This is a genomic window from Pseudomonas cerasi (assembly GCF_900074915.1).
Lineage (GTDB): Bacteria > Pseudomonadota > Gammaproteobacteria > Pseudomonadales > Pseudomonadaceae > Aquipseudomonas > Aquipseudomonas cerasi.
Window position 1 is genome coordinate 3,942,443 of record NZ_LT222319.1, and the last position, 20,111, is coordinate 3,962,553.

General features: G+C 59.4%; 14 protein-coding genes and 1 pseudogene. 7 read left to right on the plus strand and 8 right to left on the minus strand.

The window, feature by feature from the left end; all coding sequences use genetic code 11:
- Positions 1–376: 376 nt before the first annotated feature.
- A complete protein-coding gene (locus tag PCPL58_RS19980; RefSeq protein WP_065350261.1) occupies positions 377–895 on the plus strand; it encodes a GNAT family N-acetyltransferase in 519 nt (172 codons plus the stop codon).
- A 25-nt stretch (positions 896–920) separates the two neighbouring features.
- Here PCPL58_RS19980 and PCPL58_RS19985 read toward each other — a convergent pair whose 3' ends face one another.
- Positions 921–1,643 (minus strand): haloacid dehalogenase type II, encoded by a 723-nt coding sequence (locus PCPL58_RS19985; protein ID WP_054081151.1) that lies wholly within the window; start codon positions 1,641–1,643, stop codon positions 921–923.
- A gap of 156 nt (positions 1,644–1,799) precedes the next feature.
- Here PCPL58_RS19985 and PCPL58_RS19990 point away from each other — a divergent pair, with 156 nt between their 5' ends.
- Complete coding sequence (locus tag PCPL58_RS19990; RefSeq protein WP_004413987.1) at positions 1,800–2,795, plus strand: aldo/keto reductase; 996 nt, start codon at positions 1,800–1,802, stop codon at positions 2,793–2,795.
- A gap of 265 nt (positions 2,796–3,060) precedes the next feature.
- On the plus strand, positions 3,061–4,701 hold the full coding sequence (locus PCPL58_RS19995) for a methyl-accepting chemotaxis protein (RefSeq protein WP_024662578.1): 1,641 nt from the start codon (positions 3,061–3,063) through the stop codon (positions 4,699–4,701).
- A 62-nt stretch (positions 4,702–4,763) separates the two neighbouring features.
- Here the strand turns inward: PCPL58_RS19995 and PCPL58_RS20000 are convergent, their stop codons facing one another.
- From PCPL58_RS20000 to PCPL58_RS20015, 5 genes are all read right to left on the minus strand, one after another.
- Positions 4,764–5,963 carry an MFS transporter gene (locus PCPL58_RS20000; protein ID WP_065350262.1) on the minus strand — a complete coding sequence of 400 codons (1,200 nt, stop codon included), beginning with the start codon at positions 5,961–5,963 and terminating at the stop codon, positions 4,764–4,766.
- A gap of 260 nt (positions 5,964–6,223) precedes the next feature.
- Positions 6,224–7,525, minus strand: coding sequence for a PQQ-dependent sugar dehydrogenase (locus PCPL58_RS20005; protein WP_065350263.1), 1,302 nt, complete (start codon positions 7,523–7,525; stop codon positions 6,224–6,226).
- Positions 7,522–7,950, minus strand: a complete 429-nt coding sequence (locus PCPL58_RS20010; RefSeq protein WP_003368607.1) for a DUF2231 domain-containing protein — start codon at positions 7,948–7,950, stop codon at positions 7,522–7,524. The genes PCPL58_RS20005 and PCPL58_RS20010 overlap by 4 nt, the downstream gene beginning before the upstream one ends.
- A 146-nt stretch (positions 7,951–8,096) precedes the next feature.
- Positions 8,097–8,240 (minus strand): DUF2256 domain-containing protein, encoded by a 144-nt coding sequence (locus PCPL58_RS29825; protein WP_003368606.1) that lies wholly within the window; start codon positions 8,238–8,240, stop codon positions 8,097–8,099.
- Positions 8,237–9,796: a cryptochrome/photolyase family protein gene (locus PCPL58_RS20015; RefSeq protein ID WP_083188441.1), complete on the minus strand. Its 1,560-nt coding sequence runs from the start codon at positions 9,794–9,796 to the stop codon at positions 8,237–8,239. The genes PCPL58_RS29825 and PCPL58_RS20015 overlap by 4 nt, the downstream gene beginning before the upstream one ends.
- A gap of 234 nt (positions 9,797–10,030) precedes the next feature.
- Between PCPL58_RS20015 and PCPL58_RS20020 the strand changes: the two genes are divergently transcribed.
- Positions 10,031–12,184 carry a TonB-dependent siderophore receptor gene (locus tag PCPL58_RS20020; RefSeq protein WP_065350264.1) on the plus strand — a complete coding sequence of 718 codons (2,154 nt, stop codon included), beginning with the start codon at positions 10,031–10,033 and terminating at the stop codon, positions 12,182–12,184.
- A 50-nt stretch (positions 12,185–12,234) separates the two neighbouring features.
- On the opposite strand, the pseudogene PCPL58_RS20025 reads toward PCPL58_RS20020, so the two are convergent.
- Positions 12,235–12,405: pseudogene (locus PCPL58_RS20025) on the minus strand (ArsR family transcriptional regulator); the annotation flags it as partial.
- A gap of 428 nt (positions 12,406–12,833) precedes the next feature.
- On the opposite strand from PCPL58_RS20025, the gene PCPL58_RS20030 reads away from it, so the two are divergent.
- Positions 12,834–13,082 (plus strand): hypothetical protein, encoded by a 249-nt coding sequence (locus tag PCPL58_RS20030; RefSeq protein ID WP_002552767.1) that lies wholly within the window; start codon positions 12,834–12,836, stop codon positions 13,080–13,082.
- A gap of 59 nt (positions 13,083–13,141) precedes the next feature.
- Entirely contained in the window at positions 13,142–15,832 is a 2,691-nt protein-coding gene (locus PCPL58_RS20035) for a beta-glucosidase (protein ID WP_065350266.1), read from the plus strand.
- Positions 15,833–15,919: 87 nt separating this feature from the next.
- Here the strand turns inward: PCPL58_RS20035 and PCPL58_RS20040 are convergent, their stop codons facing one another.
- Positions 15,920–16,573, minus strand: a complete 654-nt coding sequence (locus tag PCPL58_RS20040; RefSeq protein ID WP_058415900.1) for a TetR/AcrR family transcriptional regulator — start codon at positions 16,571–16,573, stop codon at positions 15,920–15,922.
- Positions 16,574–17,154: 581 nt separating this feature from the next.
- On the opposite strand from PCPL58_RS20040, the gene PCPL58_RS20045 reads away from it, so the two are divergent.
- Complete coding sequence (locus PCPL58_RS20045; RefSeq protein ID WP_065350267.1) at positions 17,155–20,025, plus strand: PAS domain-containing hybrid sensor histidine kinase/response regulator; 2,871 nt, start codon at positions 17,155–17,157, stop codon at positions 20,023–20,025.
- Positions 20,026–20,111 lie beyond the last annotated feature (86 nt).

Genomic DNA, 20,111 nt, shown 5'->3' on the forward strand with positions numbered 1-20,111 from the left:
GAGACTGATCGCTCTGCCCTTGGAACTGACGTTTGCATACCGCGTGACCAATTGAAACCTCATCTTCCGTTTGAGGGTCAACGACGGGGAACGGCCTGCGCCGGGGTGTCAGCGCCAGGGTGGACCCGATCGGCTGTGACTGCGGAGTCTGTGAACCCGTGACAGTCATTGGCGCTGGGTTTTTGGCCCTGGGCGCCGGGGATAATAACCACGATTTTCGGCGATGAGGCAAACAAAAAGTTACAAACCGCGAAAGTGTCCGTCAAACGGCACTGCTGTCCAGGCGGGAGAGCGGTTTGAAATTTCAGCGTCGGCGGCGACTTTTCCCTGCGCGCAATGCAATACTCAAAAACTGACTCACACGAGCCCGGCCTCCATGACCCTCACCTACCGACGACTGACTCCGGCCGATGCACCTGCCTATCGCGCCTTGATGCTCGAGGCCTATGAACGTCATCCAGACGCCTTTACCTCTGACGTGAAGGAGCGCGAAGTGCTGCCTGCCCAGTGGTGGGAGAAGAGGCTCGATGACAGCGCTGACGCAACCGAAGTAGTGTTTGCCGCCGTTGAAGACGGTCTCTTGCTGGGTGTAGCCGGCCTTTGCGTCGAAACCCGAAAGAAGGCCCGACACAAATCGACCTTGTTCGGCATGTATGTGCCACTGGCGCACAGGAACAGAGGCATCGGCTCTCGATTGGTACGCAGCGTGCTCGACCATGCCCGAACCCGGCCCAAGCTTCTGGTCGTCCAGCTCACTGTCACGCAGGGCAACGCCGAAGCAGTCGGGCTGTACGAGCGCATGGGCTTCGTGACCTTTGGCATCGAACCCATTGCAGTCGCTGTAGGCACCGGATTCGTCGCCAAGGTGCATATGTGGAAAGACTTGCGCGGGTAACCGGTCCACCCAGGTAACAGGCGCTTCAGCAATCGAGCGCGTCAGCCGCTTCGGTCAGGGAATCGACGATCACGTCCCAGTCCTGTTCGGCGGTCAGGTCAGATGTCTGGCCTGGCCCGTGCTCGGCGGGGCGTCGGACGAAAACGGTCTTGAAGCCATTCGCACGTGCGGCAGTCAGGTCGGCGTTATGCGCAGCCACCATGGCGACGCAATGCGGCGCCAGGCCCACTGCTTTTGCAGACTTCAGGTAGGTCTGGGGCATCGGTTTGTAGGTGCCGGCGATCTCCGCGCCGACGATGACGTCCCAGGGCAGTCCGCCGAATTTAGCCAGGTTGAGCATTCCGGCGATGTGTCCGTTCGATAGCGTACCGATCGAGAATCTGCGCTTTAATCGGGTCAGGCCTGAGACCGAGTCAGGCCATGGATCGAGCCGCTCCCAGGCCTTGTTCAGCTCGGCGAGCTCGGCCCCGGGGATGCTGCCGAAATCCACCTCGTGGCGCGCCAGCACGGTTTCGAGACTCTCACGGTTGAGCACATCGAGTGTCACGTAGGGGCGCTCACCCGCACGCACGCGCTGCATGGAAGGTTGATACAGGCTCCGCCACTGATCGGCAAAATCAAGGGGATCGATGTCCACGCCATGCCGCTGCAGAAAGGGCGCCGCGGCCCGCGCCACGCCGTTTCGCCAGTCGACAACGGTGCCGAATACATCGAAACCGAGAAACCCTATCTGTTCCAGCCTGGCCATATTGCTCTCCCGAATCGTGCGCAGTCGCTTATAGTTCTACAGAATTAGAACTATAGAACCAATCGCACCAAAGAGAGTTGTTTCGGGCAGGCATTGCCCCATCTGTAAACGCAAAACTGCTCGGCGACTGATCAATCAACGGTAGATGGAGGATTCATGGACTACGTAAAGCTTGGCAACACAGGACTGGATATTTCCAGACTGTGCCTTGGATGCATGACATTCGGCGAGCCCGATGCCGGAACGCACCCTTGGACACTGGGCGAAGAAGCAAGCAGGCCGATCATCAAACACGCCGTCGAGCAAGGCATCAATTTTTTTGACACGGCCAACAGCTACTCGGCAGGCACCTCGGAAACCATCGTCGGCAAATTGCTCAAAGAGTTCACGCGTCGCGACGAGACCGTGATCGCAACGAAGGTGTTCTTTCCGGCGAACATGTGGGAAGGCTCGACCCGCCCTAACGAAAAGGGCCTCTCGCGCAAGGCCATCATGTCCAGTATCGACGCGAGCCTGACGCGACTCGGCACTGACTACGTTGACCTGTACCAGATCCATCGCTGGGACTATGACACGCCCATCGAAGAAACCATGGAAGCCCTGCACGATGTGGTCAAGGCCGGCAAGGCCAGGTACATCGGCGCGTCCTCCATGTACGCATGGCAGTTCGCCAAAGCCCAGCAGGTTGCAACCGCGCATGGCTGGAGCAGGTTCGTCTCGATGCAGAACTACCTGAACCTGGTGTATCGCGAAGAAGAGCGCGAGATGATCCCGCTGTGTATCGATCAGGGTGTCGGCCTGATGCCGTGGAGCCCGATGGCACGCGGCAGGCTGACCAGGCCCCATGGTCAGCAGACCGAGCGGACCAGAACCGACGTTTCCGGGCAGTCGTTTTACGAGGCGACGGAAAAGGAAGACGGTCGAGTGATCGATGCCGTGGAGCAGCTTGCCGCAGAGCGCGGGGTACCGATGGCGCAAATCGCACTGGCTTGGGTGTTGGCCAAACGCGGTGTATCAGCGCCCATCGTCGGTGCTTCCAAGGCGACGCAGCTGGACGATGCCATCGCAGCACTGCAACTGGTGCTCAGTGATGAGGACATCAAACGCCTCGAGGCACCGTACGTGCCCCATGCAGTGACCGGTTTCGTCTGACCGGCGCTGCAGAACCCCGGGACCGGCGAATGGCGTGAGCCTCGCCGGTTACCTGTTGGAGACTGCGACCACGAATACCCGTAAAGAACGCACCGCAGCTTTCGTAACTGTCACACCGTTCTGAAATAACACCTGTCTATGTCACTGTACGCAAATATCTATTAGTCAGTCAGTCGACTGGGCGGTATCGTCAGGCCATTCTGAATAAAGGCTCTTTGCCATTATTTAATTCGACTTTTTCTCTTGCCTCTTTCGGGTTCATTTCATGAAAAATCAGGTTTCTCTGGCTACGCGCATCGGCTTGGGATTTGCCGCTGTCGTCTCGCTGCTCATCTTGATCACAGCCGTTGGCATTCAGCGGGTCGGGTTCATCGACAGCACCCTGGAAGACGTAGGCGAAAATGCCGCCAAGGTACAGCGCTATGCGATCAACTTCCGGGGCAGCGTGCACAATCGTGCAATCGCTTTGCGCGATGCCGTGCTGGTCAACAACGATCAGGACCTGGCGCTGCATCTGGCAGAGATGACCCGTCTTGAAAAGGACTATGTCGACTCGGCTGTACCGATGGAGCAGTTGTTCGCCAAGCAGAATATAAGTGCCGAGGAACGCCAATTGCTGCGTGGCATCAAGGAAATCGAACAGCAAACGCTCGGCTCTACCAAGAGCGTGATTGCCTTGCGCCGTGCCGGAGACATCGCCGGTGCCCAGGCTCTTTTGCTGAGCCAGACCTCCGGCGACTACAGCGAATGGCTGAAGCGTATCAATGCGCTCATCGACCATGAGGAAGCCTCGATCAGGGTTCAGCTGGATAATGTGCAGGCGACCGCCAGCCAGTTCCGTGGCCTGATGCTGCTGGCCACTGCGTTCGCTGTACTGCTGAGCATTGCGCTGTCGGCGTTCATCATTCGCTTCGTGAAAAAGACGCTGGGCGCGGAGCCTGTCGACGTTGCCGAGGCCATTCGCCGACTGGCTGCGGGCGATCTGCAGCAAACCATCACCACAGCGTATCCCGACAGCGTCATGGGTGTGCTGAAAACGGCGCTGAGCCGTCTTTCGGAAACCATCACCGAAGTGCGAATGGCCGCTCAGGAGGTCAGCCAGTCCTCTACCGTGCTGTCGGCAGCCTCCTCCGCCAACAACACCCAGATCATGGTGCAGACCCGTGAAGCCGAACAGGTGGCCACTGCGATCAGTGAAATGGCCGCGACGGTCAGTGAAGTCTCGGGCTACGCAGCACAGGCCGCAGATGCTGCGCGCCTGGCTGACAGTGAGGTGGCGAACGGCAACAGCCTCGTCGAAGGTACGACCACCGCCATCGAACAACTGGCAGCCACGCTGACTGAAACCACCAGCACCGTGGAGCAGGTGTCACGGCACGGCGAGCAGATCGAAACGGTGATCGAGGTGATCAACTCGATTGCCTCGCAAACCAACCTGCTGGCGCTCAACGCAGCCATTGAGGCCGCCCGCGCGGGCGAGCATGGCAGAGGTTTTGCGGTCGTGGCCGATGAGGTTCGTTCGCTGGCCAATCGCACCCAGCTGTCGACCCAGGAGATTCAAAACATGATCAGCACGCTGCAGGGTGGTACTGAAACCGCGGCACAAAACATGCGCGACAGCTGTGAACTGGTCAATCGCGCCGTGGAGCAGACACGCAATGCCCAAAGCGCCCTGTCGAGAATCAATCAGGAAGTGAGTGCGATCAATCACATGAACGCGCAGATCGCCAGCGCTTCGGTTCAACAGAGCTCAGTGGCAGAAGACGTTGCGATGAACATCACCAGCATCCACGACTCGACACTCAAATCCGCCAATGGATCGCAGCAGGTGGCTACCGCCAGCGAGGAGCTGGCACAGCTTGCGGATCGCCTGACCCGCAAGGTCGCGTTTTTCAAGGCAGGCTGAGGGTGCAATGAGGTATCGCGACGATGCTTTCGGCATCGCCGCGGTATTCCGCTATCGGCAGATCAGTCTGTGCAACTGACCGGTCTTGAGCTGCGCATCGCCAGCATCACGGTGAGCATGGACAGCGCGGCACACACCGCGCCGATCACGATGGCAGCGGTGAAGCCGGCCCGACCGGACACCACGCCGCCAATGAACGCCCCGCCGCCAATCGACAGATTCACCACACAGACCAGCAGCGCCTGAACACCTTCCACGCGATCATTGGAGGCTTCGAAACACCAGATCTGCGTGGTGATGGGGATCATCCCGAAAGCGAACCCCCAGACCAGAATCACCGGCCCGAGCAGCCACGGGTTGCCGACGAACATTAGCAGCGCAGTCAGCGAACCCAGCATCAGCAGAGTCATGATCAGCACCGAGGACGGCGCACTTCTGGCCGCCAGGGCTCCACCGGCCAGATTGCCTGCAACCGCCGCCAGGCCGAACGCGAAAAGCAATGCCCCCAGGGCCTGGCCCTGAATATGCGCGAATTCCTGCACGAAGGGCGCGAGGTAAGTGTACGCCGCGAAGTGCCCCACATAGATCAACAGTGCGGCAGCGAACATTCGACGAATGCGCTGCTCGCCAGCCAATGACAGCATCTGGCTGATGCCGGCAGAACGCTCGCCCGGCAACGCAGGCAGGAAGAATGCGATCAACAACCCCACTGCCACCGTGACCACTGCCGCTGCTTCAAATGCCGCCCGCCAGCCGAAGGCTTCACCGATCAACGTACCGGCCGGAATCCCGGCGACGGTGCCGATCGAGACGCCGGCCAGCACATAGGCGGTAGCCTTGACGCCCTCCTTGCCGGGCCTCAAACGAGGCCCGAGCGAACCGGCAATCGTCCAGAATCCGCCCAGCGCGAAGCCGAGCAGGACCCTGCCCGCAAGGGTCAGCCAGAAGTGCGTGGACAGCGCGACGATCAGGTTGGATGCCAGCAATATCGACAACAGTCCGAGCAACAGGCGCTTGCGGTCGACATGACTGAACAGGGCAATACAGGACGGTGCCGAAATGGCCGCGAGGATGCCGGGAACGGCCATCATCAAGCCTGTCTGGCTGATGCTGGTTCCCAGGTCGTGAGCGATATCGGGCAGCAGCCCGACCGGAAGAAATTCAGTGGTGACGGTGGCGAACGACCCAAGCGATACGCTACCAACGGCCCACCATGAAGCGGGTTTTGTATCTACATTTCCAGCGGTTTCAAAGCGACTCACAGCGGTTCCAGAATTCGGGAATGTCAGCGACCAGCCACTCAGGCCAGCGCGTGGATGCGGCCAACCCTAACGTGTAAGCCCGTATCGAAGCCACCTTGCGAAAGAATTTTGTGTGGATGACGCGAGGTAAGCCCAGCCAGGACTGGCCATCAGGCCGATGCTCTGCGTCGAGGTTGCATGGTTGACGCAGAGCTTCACGAACGGCGTTCCCAAGCAAAGCTTGGGAACGATCACTCAACAACGACCCCAGGCCATGTGACCTACTTGTTGCGGGTCACTCTCCAGACAGTGTTTGCCAGGTCGTCGGCGATGATGAGTGCGCCTTTCGGATCAACTGTCACGCCCACTGGACGGCCACGAGTCTTGCCGTCAGCTCCGCGGAAACCGGTTGCGAAATCCACAGGCTCGCCGGCAGGACGTCCATTGCTGAACGGCACAAAGATCACCTTGTAACCCACCGGGTTATCACGGTTCCAGCTGCCGTGCTCGCCAACGAACACGCCGTCGGCAAACTTGTCGCCCATGGCTGGGATCGAGAACGACACGCCCAGTGCGGCGACGTGCGAACCAAGGCTGTAATCAGGCTTGATCGCAGCAGCGACTTTGGCCGGATTCTGCGGCTGGGCACGCGTGTCGACATTCTGGCCCCAATAGCTGTAAGGCCAGCCGTAGAACGCGTCCTCCTTCACCGAGGTCAGGTAATCCGGAACCAGATCAGGCCCCAGCTCGTCACGCTCGTTGACCACCGTCCACAACTGCCCGGTGCCCGGTTGAATCGCCAGTGCCGTCGGGTTGCGCAGACCGGTCGCATAAGGCTTGTGCGCACCAGTGGCGGCGTCGATCTGCCAGACCATCGCCCGATCGATCTCGACCTCCATGCCGCGCTCGGTCACGTTGCTGTTCGAGCCGATACCGACATACAGGTAGCGGCCATCAGCGCTTGCCGTCAGCGACTTGGTCCAGTGGTGGTTGATCGCCGCAGGCAAATCGGTGACCTTGGTCGGCTCACCGCTGGCCTTGGTCTGACCTTCCTGATAATCGAAGCTGACCAGCGCATCCTGGTTGGCCACGTACAGCTTGCCGTTCGCGAAGGCCAGGCCATAGGGCGCATTCAGGTTCTCGGCAAAGACCGTTTTCAGCTCATACTTGCCGTCGCCGTCTGCGTCCCGCAACAGTGTCAGACGATTACCGCTCTTGACCTTGGTGTTGCCCTGGGCCTTGATGACGCTGGCAATCACGTCTTTGGGTTTGAGCTTGGCAGCGCTGCCGCCGCGCCCTTCGGCAACGATAATGTCGCCATTGGGCAAAACGATGGACTGACGTGGAATATTCAGATCACTGGCGATCGCCGTGATACTGAAACCCTCAGGCACGGCAGGCTTCTGATCGCCCCAAGCCGTCGGCTCGGCAATCTTCATGCTCGGCAACAGGCCGCGTTGCGGGTCCGGCAACTTCGGGTCCGGTCCGCGCGCCTGAGTGCTGTCGGCTTCACCACCGCAGGCGCTCAGCAGCAGCGCCATGCTCAATGCAGTCAATGCAGTCAATGCGTGGATATTTCTCATTCTGCACCTCCGGAACGCAGGCTGGTGAGCCCGGTCCACGTCGCAACGCAGGCCAGAACAGTAACAATGACCGACAGGATCAAGCCAGACGGCATGACCGCCCAGGCGTCTTTCGCATGCTCGAAGGCATTGACCAGACCCAGTACCCAGGTAACCAGCAACAACAGGAAGTACACCACGGGACGACCGGCCTTGTGATCGGCGCGAACCAGATTGACCAGCGCAAACAGCAACGCCAGCCCGCAGAACAACAGGCCTCCGGCGATCAGCCAGGCGGCAAAGTTGCTCCACTGAACCTGAAAGGTCTGGTAATAGGCAATATCACTCAGCAAGCCGCCGAGAAACAAAGGCACGGTTCCGGCAAGCAAGGTCGCATGTAGCGGGCCTGGCGTGTAGCGGTAGACGGGATGGGTGGTTACGGTCATGACGGCTCCTTTTCGTTCGGCGACCCTGGATCAAAACTCAGCGCGGATGCGCTGGCAGGTCGGGGTCGCGCTGAATGCGCATAAGGAATGATCGTGCTGACCAAGCGATAGTTCAGCGCTTTTCATTTCGAAATATTTTGAAAACGCTATTGGCTTGCAGTGCGCTTGTTTCGCCGGCAACGCTCAGAGCAATAAAGCACCTCATCCCAGCAACGCGCCCACTTCTTGCGCCAGGTAAACGGCAGCCCGCAGACCGCACAGGTTTTGACCGGCAACTCACTCTTTTTCAAAGCGCCTCTCCGGCATCCAGTCTGGCCAGCAAGTGCTCGCCGCGCTCCCAGAGCGCCTTTTGCTTGGGCTCAGCCATGCGATCAAGGTTTTTATAGATAATCGCCATGCGCTGATTGCGACGTAACAGGTCGCCATGACGCATCAGGAAATGCCAGTAGAGCGCATTGAACGGGCAGGCATCCTCAGTGGTGCTTTCAGTGACCTTGTACGCACAGCCGCGGCAATAGTCAGACATGCGTTTTATGTACTGACCGCTGGCGCAATAAGGTTTGGAGCCCAGATAGCCGCCATCCGCATGCATGACCATGCCCAGCGTATTGGGCAGCTCGACCCAGTCGAAGGCATCCATGTAGATCGCCAGGTACCACTCGCAGATCTGCTCCGGCACGATGCCGGCAAGCAGGGCAAAGTTGCCGGTCACCATAAGACGCTGAATATGGTGGGCGTAGGCATGCTTCAGGCTCTGGCCAATGGCCTGAGTCATGCAGTTCATCTTCGTTTCGCCGGTCCAGTAAAACTCGGGCAGCGGCCGGCTGTTACCGAACAGATTACCGCCCGCGTAATCGGGCATTTTCAACCAATAGACGCCACGCACATACTCACGCCAGCCGATCAGTTGGCGAATGAAACCTTCGGCGGCATTCAGCCCCACCCTGCCCGACCAGTACGCGGATTCAACGTCACTGCACACCTGGCGTAAATCCAGCAGCCCGATGTTCAGCGCCGCGCTGATCCGGGCATGAAACAGAAAAGGCTCACCAGTGGCCATGGCGTCCTGATAATCGCCGAAACCGGCCAGGCCGTAATCCAGAAAGTACTCCCATAGCGCTTGAGCATCGACGTGCGTAACCGGATAGTCGAAATCATCCAGCGAGCCGTAATGGCTGGCAAAGCGCTCACCTACCAGCTCCAGTACCTGGCAGGTGATGGTGTCGGCGGAAAAGCGCAGCGGATATGGCGCTGCCACGCCCTTGGGCAGCGCCTTGCGGTTCTCGGCATCAAAGTTCCAGGCACCACCGACCGGCGTACCGTCGCCGTTCAACAGCAGCCTGCTTTTGCGGCGCATCTCCCTATAGAAGAACTCCATGCGCAACTGCTTCTTGCCGTGCGCCCACGACGAGAACTCGTCACGGGAACAGAGAAAGCGCGTATCGGCGTGCCACTGGATGGGCAACCCGCAGTCCTTGATCGACTGCTCCAGACGCCAGTCGCCGCACTCGGTGATGTGCAGCTCTTCTGCTCGCAACAGGGCCTGCCAGCGCTGTAACTCCCCCGGCACCGAGCCTGTGTTCTGCGGATCATCGAGCATGACGTACTGCACCCGAACACCACGCTCACGCAGCGCCTCGGCAAAATGACGCATGGCGCTGAAGATCAGCACAATCTTCTGCGGATGATGCGGCACATGACTCGCCTCTTCCATGACCTCGACCATCAGGACCGTGTCGCGCTCGGGGATCAGCCCCGCCAAGGATGCGAGATCGAAGGAAAGCTGATCGCCGAGGATCAGGTGGAGACGAGGGGCTTGGGTCAATGGAAAAGGCTCCGCAGTCATAAAAACTTGTACCAATGTAATTTCATGTACAAGATTTTCATAGCGTTTCTCGATGGAAGACCCATCAGCCCCTTAAGACGACACACGCCCGACCTCAATGTAGAATGTGAAAATTTTGTTAACTATTTGTTCGCAGTGTCTTTTTCTGTGCGAGACAACCTGTCACACTAATACGAACCATTATCAACACCATTATCATTCTGCCATGGAGGGCATCGAGGGAGTGTCGGGTTCATGTCGGGGCAACAATCACAACGCAGTAATCGTTTCACACCGGGTCTGCTGGCCATGGGCATCTGGGCTGCCACCACGCAGGCAGCCTTTGCCGCTGAGGAACAGCCCGCCACGACCATGGAACTGGGCGCCACGCAGATCAGCAGTGATCAACTTGGCTCCACCACCGAAGGCAGTCAGTCCTACACCACCGGCCCGATGCAGACCGCGACCAAGTTGCCGCTGACCATTCGTGAAACGCCGCAGGCCGTGACGGTCGTCACCCGTCAGCGCATGGACGATCAGGCCATGACCAGCATCAATGATGTGGTCAGGTACACGCCCGGTCTGTTCCTTGATCAGTCCAGCGGCCCCGGTCGGCAAACCTACACGTCGCGCGGCTTCGACATCGACAACATCATGTACGACGGCCTGCCCGCCTCGTACTCGGGCTACACGGCAGGCGTTCAACCCAATCTGGCCATGTTCGATCATGTCGAGGTGATCAGGGGTGCGACTGGCCTGGCGACAGGGTCTGGCAATCCTTCGGCAGCGATCAATATGGTGCGCAAGCGCCCTACCGCCGTGCCACAGGTCACCCTCACCGGCACGGTCGGGAGCTGGGACGATTACCGTGGCGTGTTTGACGCGTCCGGCCCACTGAACGACAGCCGCACGGTTCGCGGCCGGATAGTCGGTTCCTACCAGGATGCCAACAGCTTCCGCGATAAGGAAAAGAGCGATCACGGCGTGTTCTACGGGGTGGTCGAAGCCGATCTGAGTGACGCGACGACTGCCACCCTGGGCCTGTCTCGTCAGGAAGATCAGACCAACTACTTCTGGGGCGGCCTGCCCCTCGGCGTCGATGGTCACCACCTGAACCTGCCGCGCTCCACCTATTCCGGCTCGGATTGGGAAAACAAGAAAATCCAGATAGACACCGTGTTCGGTGAGCTGGAGCACCGTTTCGACAATGACTGGAAACTGCGCGTAGCAGGCTCGAGCTCGTCGCAGGAGGGCCTGTTTTCGGGCACCTATCTGTCTCGCTACAACGGCCCGCTGGAAACCACGGCCTACCAGTCGAGGCCGGAAGAGAAGCAGACCGCCTTCGATGTCTACGCCAGTGGACCGGTCGAAGCCTTCGGCCGCACTCATGAAGTGGTGGTCGGCACCAGCCGGCGCGTATACGACCAGACCAGCAAGGAGTACAGCCCTTACGACACTGGTCTGCCCATCGGCGCGCCAAAGCCGGACTTCGTCCGCGATGGCAAGACGCACAGCATCGCCACTCAGGACGCAGTCTATCTCACCACACGCCTGAGCCTGGCCGATCCGCTGACCCTGATCCTCGGCGGCCGTCTGGACTGGTACGACTACGATGACCGCGCCGGCGATGAAGACTACAAAGTCACCCGTAATCTGACGCGCTACGCAGGGCTGATCTATAAGCTGGATGAACACCACTCGCTGTACACCAGCTACACCGATGTTTTTCAGCCGCAGAGCGCACAGGACCTGTCCGGCAAGGTGCTCAAGCCGGTGGTCGGCGAAAACTATGAAGTCGGTATCAAGGGTGAATACTTCAACGGCGCCCTCAATACCTCCCTGGCGGTGTTCCAGATCGACCAGAAAAACCTCAAGACCCAGTCACCGACCCAGGCGGGCTGCGCGGTCCTGACCTGTTACGACGCTGCCGGTCTGGTACGCAGTCAGGGCGTCGAGATGGAAGTGCAAGGCGCGCTGACCGAGAACTGGCAAGTCGGCGCAGGCTACACCTACGCCCGCACCCACTACCTCAAGGACGCCGATCCGACGAAAAAGAACCAGCGTTTCGACACCGACACGCCCGAGCATCTGTTCAAGGTGTCGACGGTCTATCGCCTGCAGGGCGCACTGGAGAAAATGCGTGTCGGCGGCAACGTCTACTGGCAGAGCCGCATGTATAACGACATCGCACTCACCGATGGCAGCTATCGTCTGGAACAGGGCAGCTACGCCGTCGCCGACCTGATGGCGGGGTATCAGGTGAGCAAGAACCTCGACCTGCAACTGAACGCCAACAACATCTTCGACCGCACCTACTACACGGCAATTGGCGCAAGCTCGGTATGGGGCTCCACCGACGTGTACGGCAACCCGCGCAGCTATGCGTTGACGGCCAAGTACAGCTTCTGAACCTGAGCCACGCTGCTACCGGGCATGCTCGGTAGCGGCGTGGTTACGCCTTACACCCCAAACGCCTTCGCCATCCCGCCCGCCCCTTTGGGCGTCAGCTTCAACGCTCTGGAATCCAGATGGCGGCTTACCCAGTCACGCTGGAGCATCAGTTCCAGCAGCGCCGCCCCCAGAGCGCCACCAATGTGCAGGGTGCGTTCACTCCAGTCCAGGCAGATATAGACGCTCTTCGACAGCGTCCGGACTTTATTCAACGGGCCTGACAGCGACGTGATGATACTGGCACTCACTGCCAATATTCAGGCGTCAGCACTACTTGCGCTTATCAGCACGCCACCGCATGAAAAGCCAGAGAAAACCAAAAAACAGAGCGATCACTCTGCTTTTTAAAAAGATGATTAATCCCTAAAAAATAAAAAAATACCCGATTATATTGTCGTAAAGCTATTAATATGGAATTAAAACAACGCAAAAACCAAACATACGATACTAGAATTTAGCACTTATCGACTATATAAAATTTAATTCGTGTATTTTACCTTTCAGCAATTTTCTGTTTGTCACGCACGCCTTGAATGAACTGTCAGCGGCCCTGAGCTGCCGACTTGCCTGTCTGCCTGTTTCATATTTCTGTTTGGAGATTCTCCCGATGGCCAGCCCCCTGCTGCCTGTTGTTGCCACTTTACTGATGTCCCTTGCCGCCCTGCCGGTGTCTGCCGCTGACAGGCAGAACCCGCTGCCATCCACGTCGAGCGAGCGCCGCGCAGAGGTCGATGCTCAGCGTGAGCAGATCACCGGTGCCGACGCTGCCGTACAGAAAACGCCCAATGGCGCGCAAACGGTGGTGGATGCGCCGATCGACACTGCTGACGCCCCTGCCGGCAATGAAGACCACTGAGTGACCCACTGACTGCAACCGATCAACCTATGAATGACGTAAGGAATAACTCCGTGTCCATGATCAAACAAGGCCTGGGCCTGAGCCTGTTGGCGCTCGGTATCGCCCAGGCAGGGAGCGTATTCGCTGTCACGCCGATGACCGGCAATGAAGTGGAAGCGCGCGTAGGCGCGATGCTGGACAACATGACGCAATCGGAAAAAATCAATTTTTCGCGCGTTGACGACGGCCGCATGATTCCCAAGCTGGACAAGTTCAACCTGCAGGGCACGGTCGCCTATGACTCGGCCATGGGTGTACTGGTCGGCGGCAAGACGTTCGGCGCGCAGTACCCTTCCCCGTCAGCACTTGCGGCCACCTGGAGCATCAATCGCGCCAAGGAATTCGGTCTGGCCATCGGCTACGAAACCCGCATAGCAGGTGGACAGCAAATGCTCTCGCCAGCCATCAACCTGTACCGCACGCCGTTCAACGGCCGGGCGGCTGAGTACATGAGCGGGGAAGATCCGTTTCTCGGCGCAGTACTGGCACCGGCAGTCACCAACGGTATCCAGGTTCAAGGCATCCAGGCGGCCGCCAAGCATTACCTGATGAACGAGCAGGAAGCGAACCGTCATTATCTGGATGTGAAGATTGACGAACGAGCGATGCAGGAGCTGTACCTGCCGGGCTTCGAGTCGCTGGTCAAGAACGCCAATATTGCCTCGGTCATGTGTGGCTACAACAAGATCAACGGCGAATACGCGTGTGAAAACCATCACCTCATCACCGATATCCTGAAAGGCCAGTGGGGCTTTCAAGGTAACGTCATGAGCGATTTCAACTCGGTTCAGGACGCCTTCAAGGGTGCCTGGGCAGGCACCGATATCGACATGCCCAGCGGCCTTCAGTTTACTGAAGCCAAACTGCTGCCTTATGTCTGGAATGGTCAGTTGCACCAGAGCGTGATCGACGACAAGGTGCGCAGGAACCTGAGAGCGCTGGTCAGCTACGGCTTTGACAAGGGGATCAACAAGGCGCAACCACTGGAGCATCGTGAATACGGGCAACTGGCGGCCTTGAACGTGGCCCGAGAATCGATCGTCCTGCTGCGCAACGAGCCCGTGGACGGTCAGAAACCTCTCCTGCCATTGCCGAGAAACGCAAGGATTGCCGTGATTGGCGACATGGCCATGCAGCCGCCGACCGCGCCTTTCGGTACTGCCTATTCGGCGCCGGCCAGCTATGTCACCGAAGTGAGCGGACTCAAGCAACTGGCGTCTGACCCGTCCAATGTGGATTACCTGCCACAGATGAGCCTCAACCCCAAATCGTCGGTCTGGTATCAGCCAGGCAGTGACCAACAGGCGATCAGCAATACCGGCGTAAAAGCCGAGTATTACGCCAACACCTCGCTGTCCGGCGACCCGGTGGCAACCCGCATCGAACCGGGCGTCAATCTGGACTGGATTACCAATACCAACGTCACTGATTACGGCAGCAGCGCGGTCAATGGCTACAGCCCTTCAGCCGGCTCGTTCTCGGCCCGTTTCACTGGCAAGATCAAACCGACGATCACCGGTCCCCAGGTGTTCAAGGTCCGCGCGGACGGTGCCTATAAACTCTGGATCAATGATGAACTGGTGCTCGAGGACGAGGGCTCACAAGTCTCGTTCGACCTGATTCCAGTGGTTCCGCGGACGGTTAAAACCGTGAACCTCAAGGCTGGCAGCGAATACAACGTGCGCCTCGAATACCGCCGGCTCAAGGGCAACTTCACCCCGGTACTGGGCGGCATGAACGGCGTGCAGATGAGCTGGGCAGCGTTGCGTCCACCGAAGAACCTGGGGGATTACGACGCTGTCGTGGTAGCCGCCGGCAATAACTTCGAGTACGAGGGTGAGTCGCTTGATCGTCCGTTCGAACTGCCGCAATTTCAGTCCGAGCTGATCGGTTTCATTCAGAAAGCAAACGCGAAAACCATCGTGGTGCTGCACGGTGGCGGTGGCATGGACATGCAACCGTGGGCTGACAAGGTAGCGGCGTCTCTGCATGCCTGGTATCCAGGGCAACAGGGCGGCCAGGCACTGGCTGAAATCCTGTTCGGCAAGGTCAATCCATCGGGCAAGCTGCCGATCACGCTGGACAAGAAGGCGCAGGACAATCCGAGCTATGCGTCGTACTCGAACCCGGTGCCGTACTATTTCAGCAGCCCTAACCCGCCTGTCGAGATGAGCTACAGCGAAGGCCTGTACCTGGGCTATCGCGGTTACGACAAGAAGCACACCAAACCGCTCTACCCATTCGGCTTCGGGCTTTCGTATACCACTTACGCGTACAGCGATCTGAAGCTGTCGAGCAACGTGCTGGCAGCGGGTGCGACCATTCAAGCGTCGTTCAAGGTTACCAACACGGGTGACAAGGCCGGTTTTGAAGTGGCTCAGTTGTACGTGCAGCCTTCCAAGCCGCTGGTTGATCGTCCAGAAAAAGAGCTGAAGGGCTTTTCCAAGGTTTACCTGAAGCCTGGCGAAAGCAAGACCGTGACCATTGCCCTGGACTCGCGCTCGTTCGCTTACTACTCAGCCAACTCGGTGAGCTGGAACGTTGACCCTGGCAAGTTCAAGGTGCTGGTGGGCAAGGACTCGGAAAACCTGACGCTCGACCGCACGGTTGTAGCGCTGTACCCGGAGCAATTGACCACTCGCGACTCCAACGCGCTGCCGATCCCCCTGCGCAAGGCCGTACAGCTCAAGGCAGAACAGGCTTACTAAGCCACATTCATCCCAGGCAACATTCACATGCCAAAGGCATCGGTGGTCGACAGGACCACCGATGCCTGCCTGGCAAATGCCCGCAACTCAGCGTGCAGCCAGATCCCGCGCCAGTCGTTCGAGAAACCTGGCAAACCCCGCCTCTATCTGCACATCCCCTGGCGATCGAAGCCATTGAATCTGCATGCCATCCATCATGGCGGCTATCTCCAGGCTGATCTGCCTTGCGTCAACATCCGCTCGAATTTCGCCTGCCTCGACCAGCAACTTCAGGTGCGCCTGAAGATGGCCGTGCACGATCGCGAAACGCTCGCTGAACCAGCGGTGTGCAGGATGCGTCACCGAGAGACTTTCAGTGTTGATGATCATCAGCGCCTGGCTGACCGCGGCGTCTTCGATACTGAAACTCAGGACCTGCTTCAGAAACGACAGGAACCCATCCAGAGAAGCGACCTGATCGGCATCCTGCAGCCTGGCGGCAATGTACTGGTCGCGATGTTCGAGAACGGCTTGCAGCAGCACCAGTTTGGTCGGGAAGTGGTGCAGCAGGCCGACCTGGGAGAGACCTGCCACCTTGGCAATGTTGGTCAGCGAGGCGCCGGCATACCCATCCCGAGCGAAGAGGGTCATGGCCGCCTTGATGATTTCGGCCTTGCGTACCTCGCCCTTGGGCAGGCGACGCTTGGCTGCGGGCTGCTTGGCTGCAGAGGGTGTACCGGAACTGTTTGCATCGATGGACATACGAAGGGCACGTTTCGCATAACGAAAGGGTAAATCCTAGCATGCGCTCCGCAGAACCCCTGAAAAAAAGGCTGACCCGCAAGCACAATTCGCATCAGGTCATGAGCAATGTGCGCAGCCTGCAAATAAAGTTGTTCCCCTGACCTGACGCCCTATAAAGAAAGCCCTCCACAGGCCGATGAGTACCCGGACAAATCGCCGCGCCTTGACCATCTCGCCTGAATCGGCTCAGGACACGATGGCTGCTTTAAATTCCTGATCCGTCGAAACCCGATTCGTCGACAGATGTCCACTGACACGGCCACTGCGCTGCGGTCACGACAGGACGTGAATTCAAGCGCGACAATGACTGTATGGTGGTCGCCATAGAAAGAGGCACATCAGGTGCAGCCTGCCGAGAGAAAGTGGTCTATTCGCTGATACTCGCGCCCGGGACGCACACAGGCAAATGCAGATATCAATAACGACCGGATTCAACGTGCAAAGCAGGCCACCGGCAAGTGCCCGCCCATGCCGAACATAACGTGTGAGCGGGAGGCGCTCTGAAAGACCTGACAAGAGAAGAGCTTGAAGCGCAGATCGTGGACCTGCGCAGAATGCTTGAAGAAGCCGGCATCGACGCCGCAACGAATACCCCTCGACACGTAGCCGTTGGCCAGGAGGCACGCCAGCGCGCAGTCTTTGAAAGCGCGATGGATTTCGCCATGATCCTGACCGATGGCAACGGCATCATTACCGACTGGAACCCGGGCGCAGAACAGGTTCTGGGCTGGACCCAGGATGAGATGGTCGGTCAGAGCGCCGAGCGTTTCTTTACGCCCGAAGACCTGGCCAACGACCGGATAGAGCATGAAATGCAGCTGGCGCTGAGCGTAGGCCGGGCGTCGGACGAGCGCTGGCACCTGCGCAAGGACGGTGAGCTGTTCTGGGCATCGGGCGAGATGATGCCGCTCTACGACGAAAGGAATACGCACCTCGGTTTCGTGAAGATCCTGCGCGATCGCACCCGCGAGTACTTGGCGGGCCGCGCGACCGAGGAAGCCCAGGAACGTTATCGGCTGGCCGCCAAGGCGACCAACGACGCGATCTGGGACTGGGACTTTGCAGCCAATCTGGTGCTCTGGAACGACGCGCTTGAGGAGGCTTACGGCCACCCGCTGGCAACCCTGGACAACTCTGGTGACTGGTGGATCAGCCAGATCCATCCCGACGACCGTAGCCGCGTGTACAACTCCATTCACGCCGTGATCGACGGCAATGGCACTGCCTGGACGGATGAATACCGCTTTCGTCGGCTGGACGGGTCCTATGCCGATGTACTGGACCGCGGCCATGTAATACGCAATACCGACGGCCAGGCGGTGCGCATGATCGGTGCAATGCTCGACATGTCACAGATGCGCAAGGCCGAGACGGCGCTGCGCCAGAGCGAAGAGCGCTCCAGGGCCATGCTGGAGACCATCGAAGCTGCATTCGCCATCATTCAGGTCAAGTTCGATGCCGATGACAGCCCCGTGGACTACCGCTTCATCGAAGCCAACCCCGCGTTTGAACGTCAGGCCGGCGTCGATCTGCGCGGCAAGTGGGTGACCGAGTTCGCGCCGGACCTGGAGCGGTTCTGGTTCGAAGCCTATGGGCACGTCGCCAAAACCGGCGAGCCTGCCAGCTTCGAGAACTATGCCAAGGCTTTCGAGCGCTGGTTCGAAGTCAAGGCGGTGCGTGTCGGTGAGCCGGCTGACCGGCAGATTGCGGTGATCTTCAGCGATGTGACGGCGCGACGCGACGCCGAGGAGCGCTTGCGCACCAGTGAGGCCGTCGCACGCGAAAACATCGACCGCGTTCAGCTCGCCCTGGCCGCCGGTGCAATCATCGGCACCTGGCACTGGGACTTGCAGACCGATCGCTTTACCGTCGACGAAGCCTTCGCCAAGGCCTTCGGTCTGGACCCCGGGCTGGGCCGTGAAGGCCTGAGTCTGGAGCAAGTCATTGCCACTGTTCACCCGGAAGACAAGCAATGCCTGATCCATGCGATCAATGCGGTCATCACCAACGGACGTGTTTACGCCCACCAGTACCGCGTTCGTCGTACTGACGGGGTCTACTACTGGATCGAAGCCAACGGCCGGGTCGACCGAGCGGAGGATGGCACGCCACTGAGCTTCCCCGGTGTGCTCATCAACGTTGACGAACGACGCGCCGTGGCAGCCGAACGCGACCGTGCCACTGCCGCGCTGCGGGCACTCAACGACACGCTTGAGCAACGCGTGGCAGCGCGCACCACCGAGCTCATGCAGGCCGAAGAGAAGCTGCGCCAGTCACAGAAAATGGAAGCGGTCGGGCAACTGACCGGTGGCCTCGCCCACGACTTCAACAACCTGCTGGCAGGCATTTCCGGCGCCCTGGAACTGATGGGCTCGCGGATCGAGCAAGGCCGCTGGGGCGAGGTTGACAAGTACATCGTGACGGCCCAGGGCGCGGCCAAACGTGCAGCGGCCCTGACGCACCGGCTGCTGGCCTTCTCTCGACGCCAGACCCTGGACCCGCAGCCGACCGACGTGAACAGGCTGATGAAAGGCATGACCGATCTGATCCAGCGCACGGTCGGCCCCAGCATCGTGGTCGAGACCATAGGTGCCATGGGTTTATGGCCGACACTGGTCGATGCCAGCCAGCTGGAAAACGCGCTGTTGAATCTGTGCATCAACGCCCGCGATGCGATGCCGGACGGCGGACGCATCTCCATCGAGGCGAGCAACCGCTGGATAGACGGCGATGTGGCACGCGCACACGATATGCCTGAGGGCCACTATCTTTCGCTGTGCGTGACCGATACCGGCACCGGCATGACGCCTGATGTCATCGCCAAGGCATTCGACCCCTTCTTCACCACCAAGCCCATTGGTCAGGGCACCGGGCTGGGCCTGTCGATGATTTACGGGTTTGCCAATCAGTCCGGCGGACGCGTGCGCATTCAGTCTGAGGTTGGCAAGGGAACCGCGATATCGCTGTACCTGCCCCGCTACGAAGGTACTGCGGCCAGGGACGAAGGCGATGTGCACAAGGCGCCATTCGAGTTTACCCAGTCCGGGGAAACCATCCTGATCGTGGACGACGAACCCACGGTGCGCATGCTGCTCACCGATGCCCTCGGTGACCTGGGCTATACGCTGATCGAAGCCGCCGACAGCCTGGCCGGCCTCAAGCTGCTGCGCTCGGATGTGCATATCGACCTGCTTATCACTGACGTGGGCTTGCCGGGCGGCATGAACGGACGACAAATGGCCGATGCCGGACGCGAGGTCCGCCCGCATCTGAAGACACTGTTCATCACCGGCTACGCGGAAAACGCCGCCATCGGTGACGAACAGCTCGGGCCAGGAATGCGCGTACTGACCAAGCCATTTGCGATTGACGCGTTGGCCGCCAGAGTCCAGGAACTGATGAGCGCCTGAGTAGACGGCCCGGTGCAACCCTGCCCCGGGCCGTCAACATTGAGCGCTGCGCAAACCCGGTGCTAACATGCGCGACCGCCATGCAG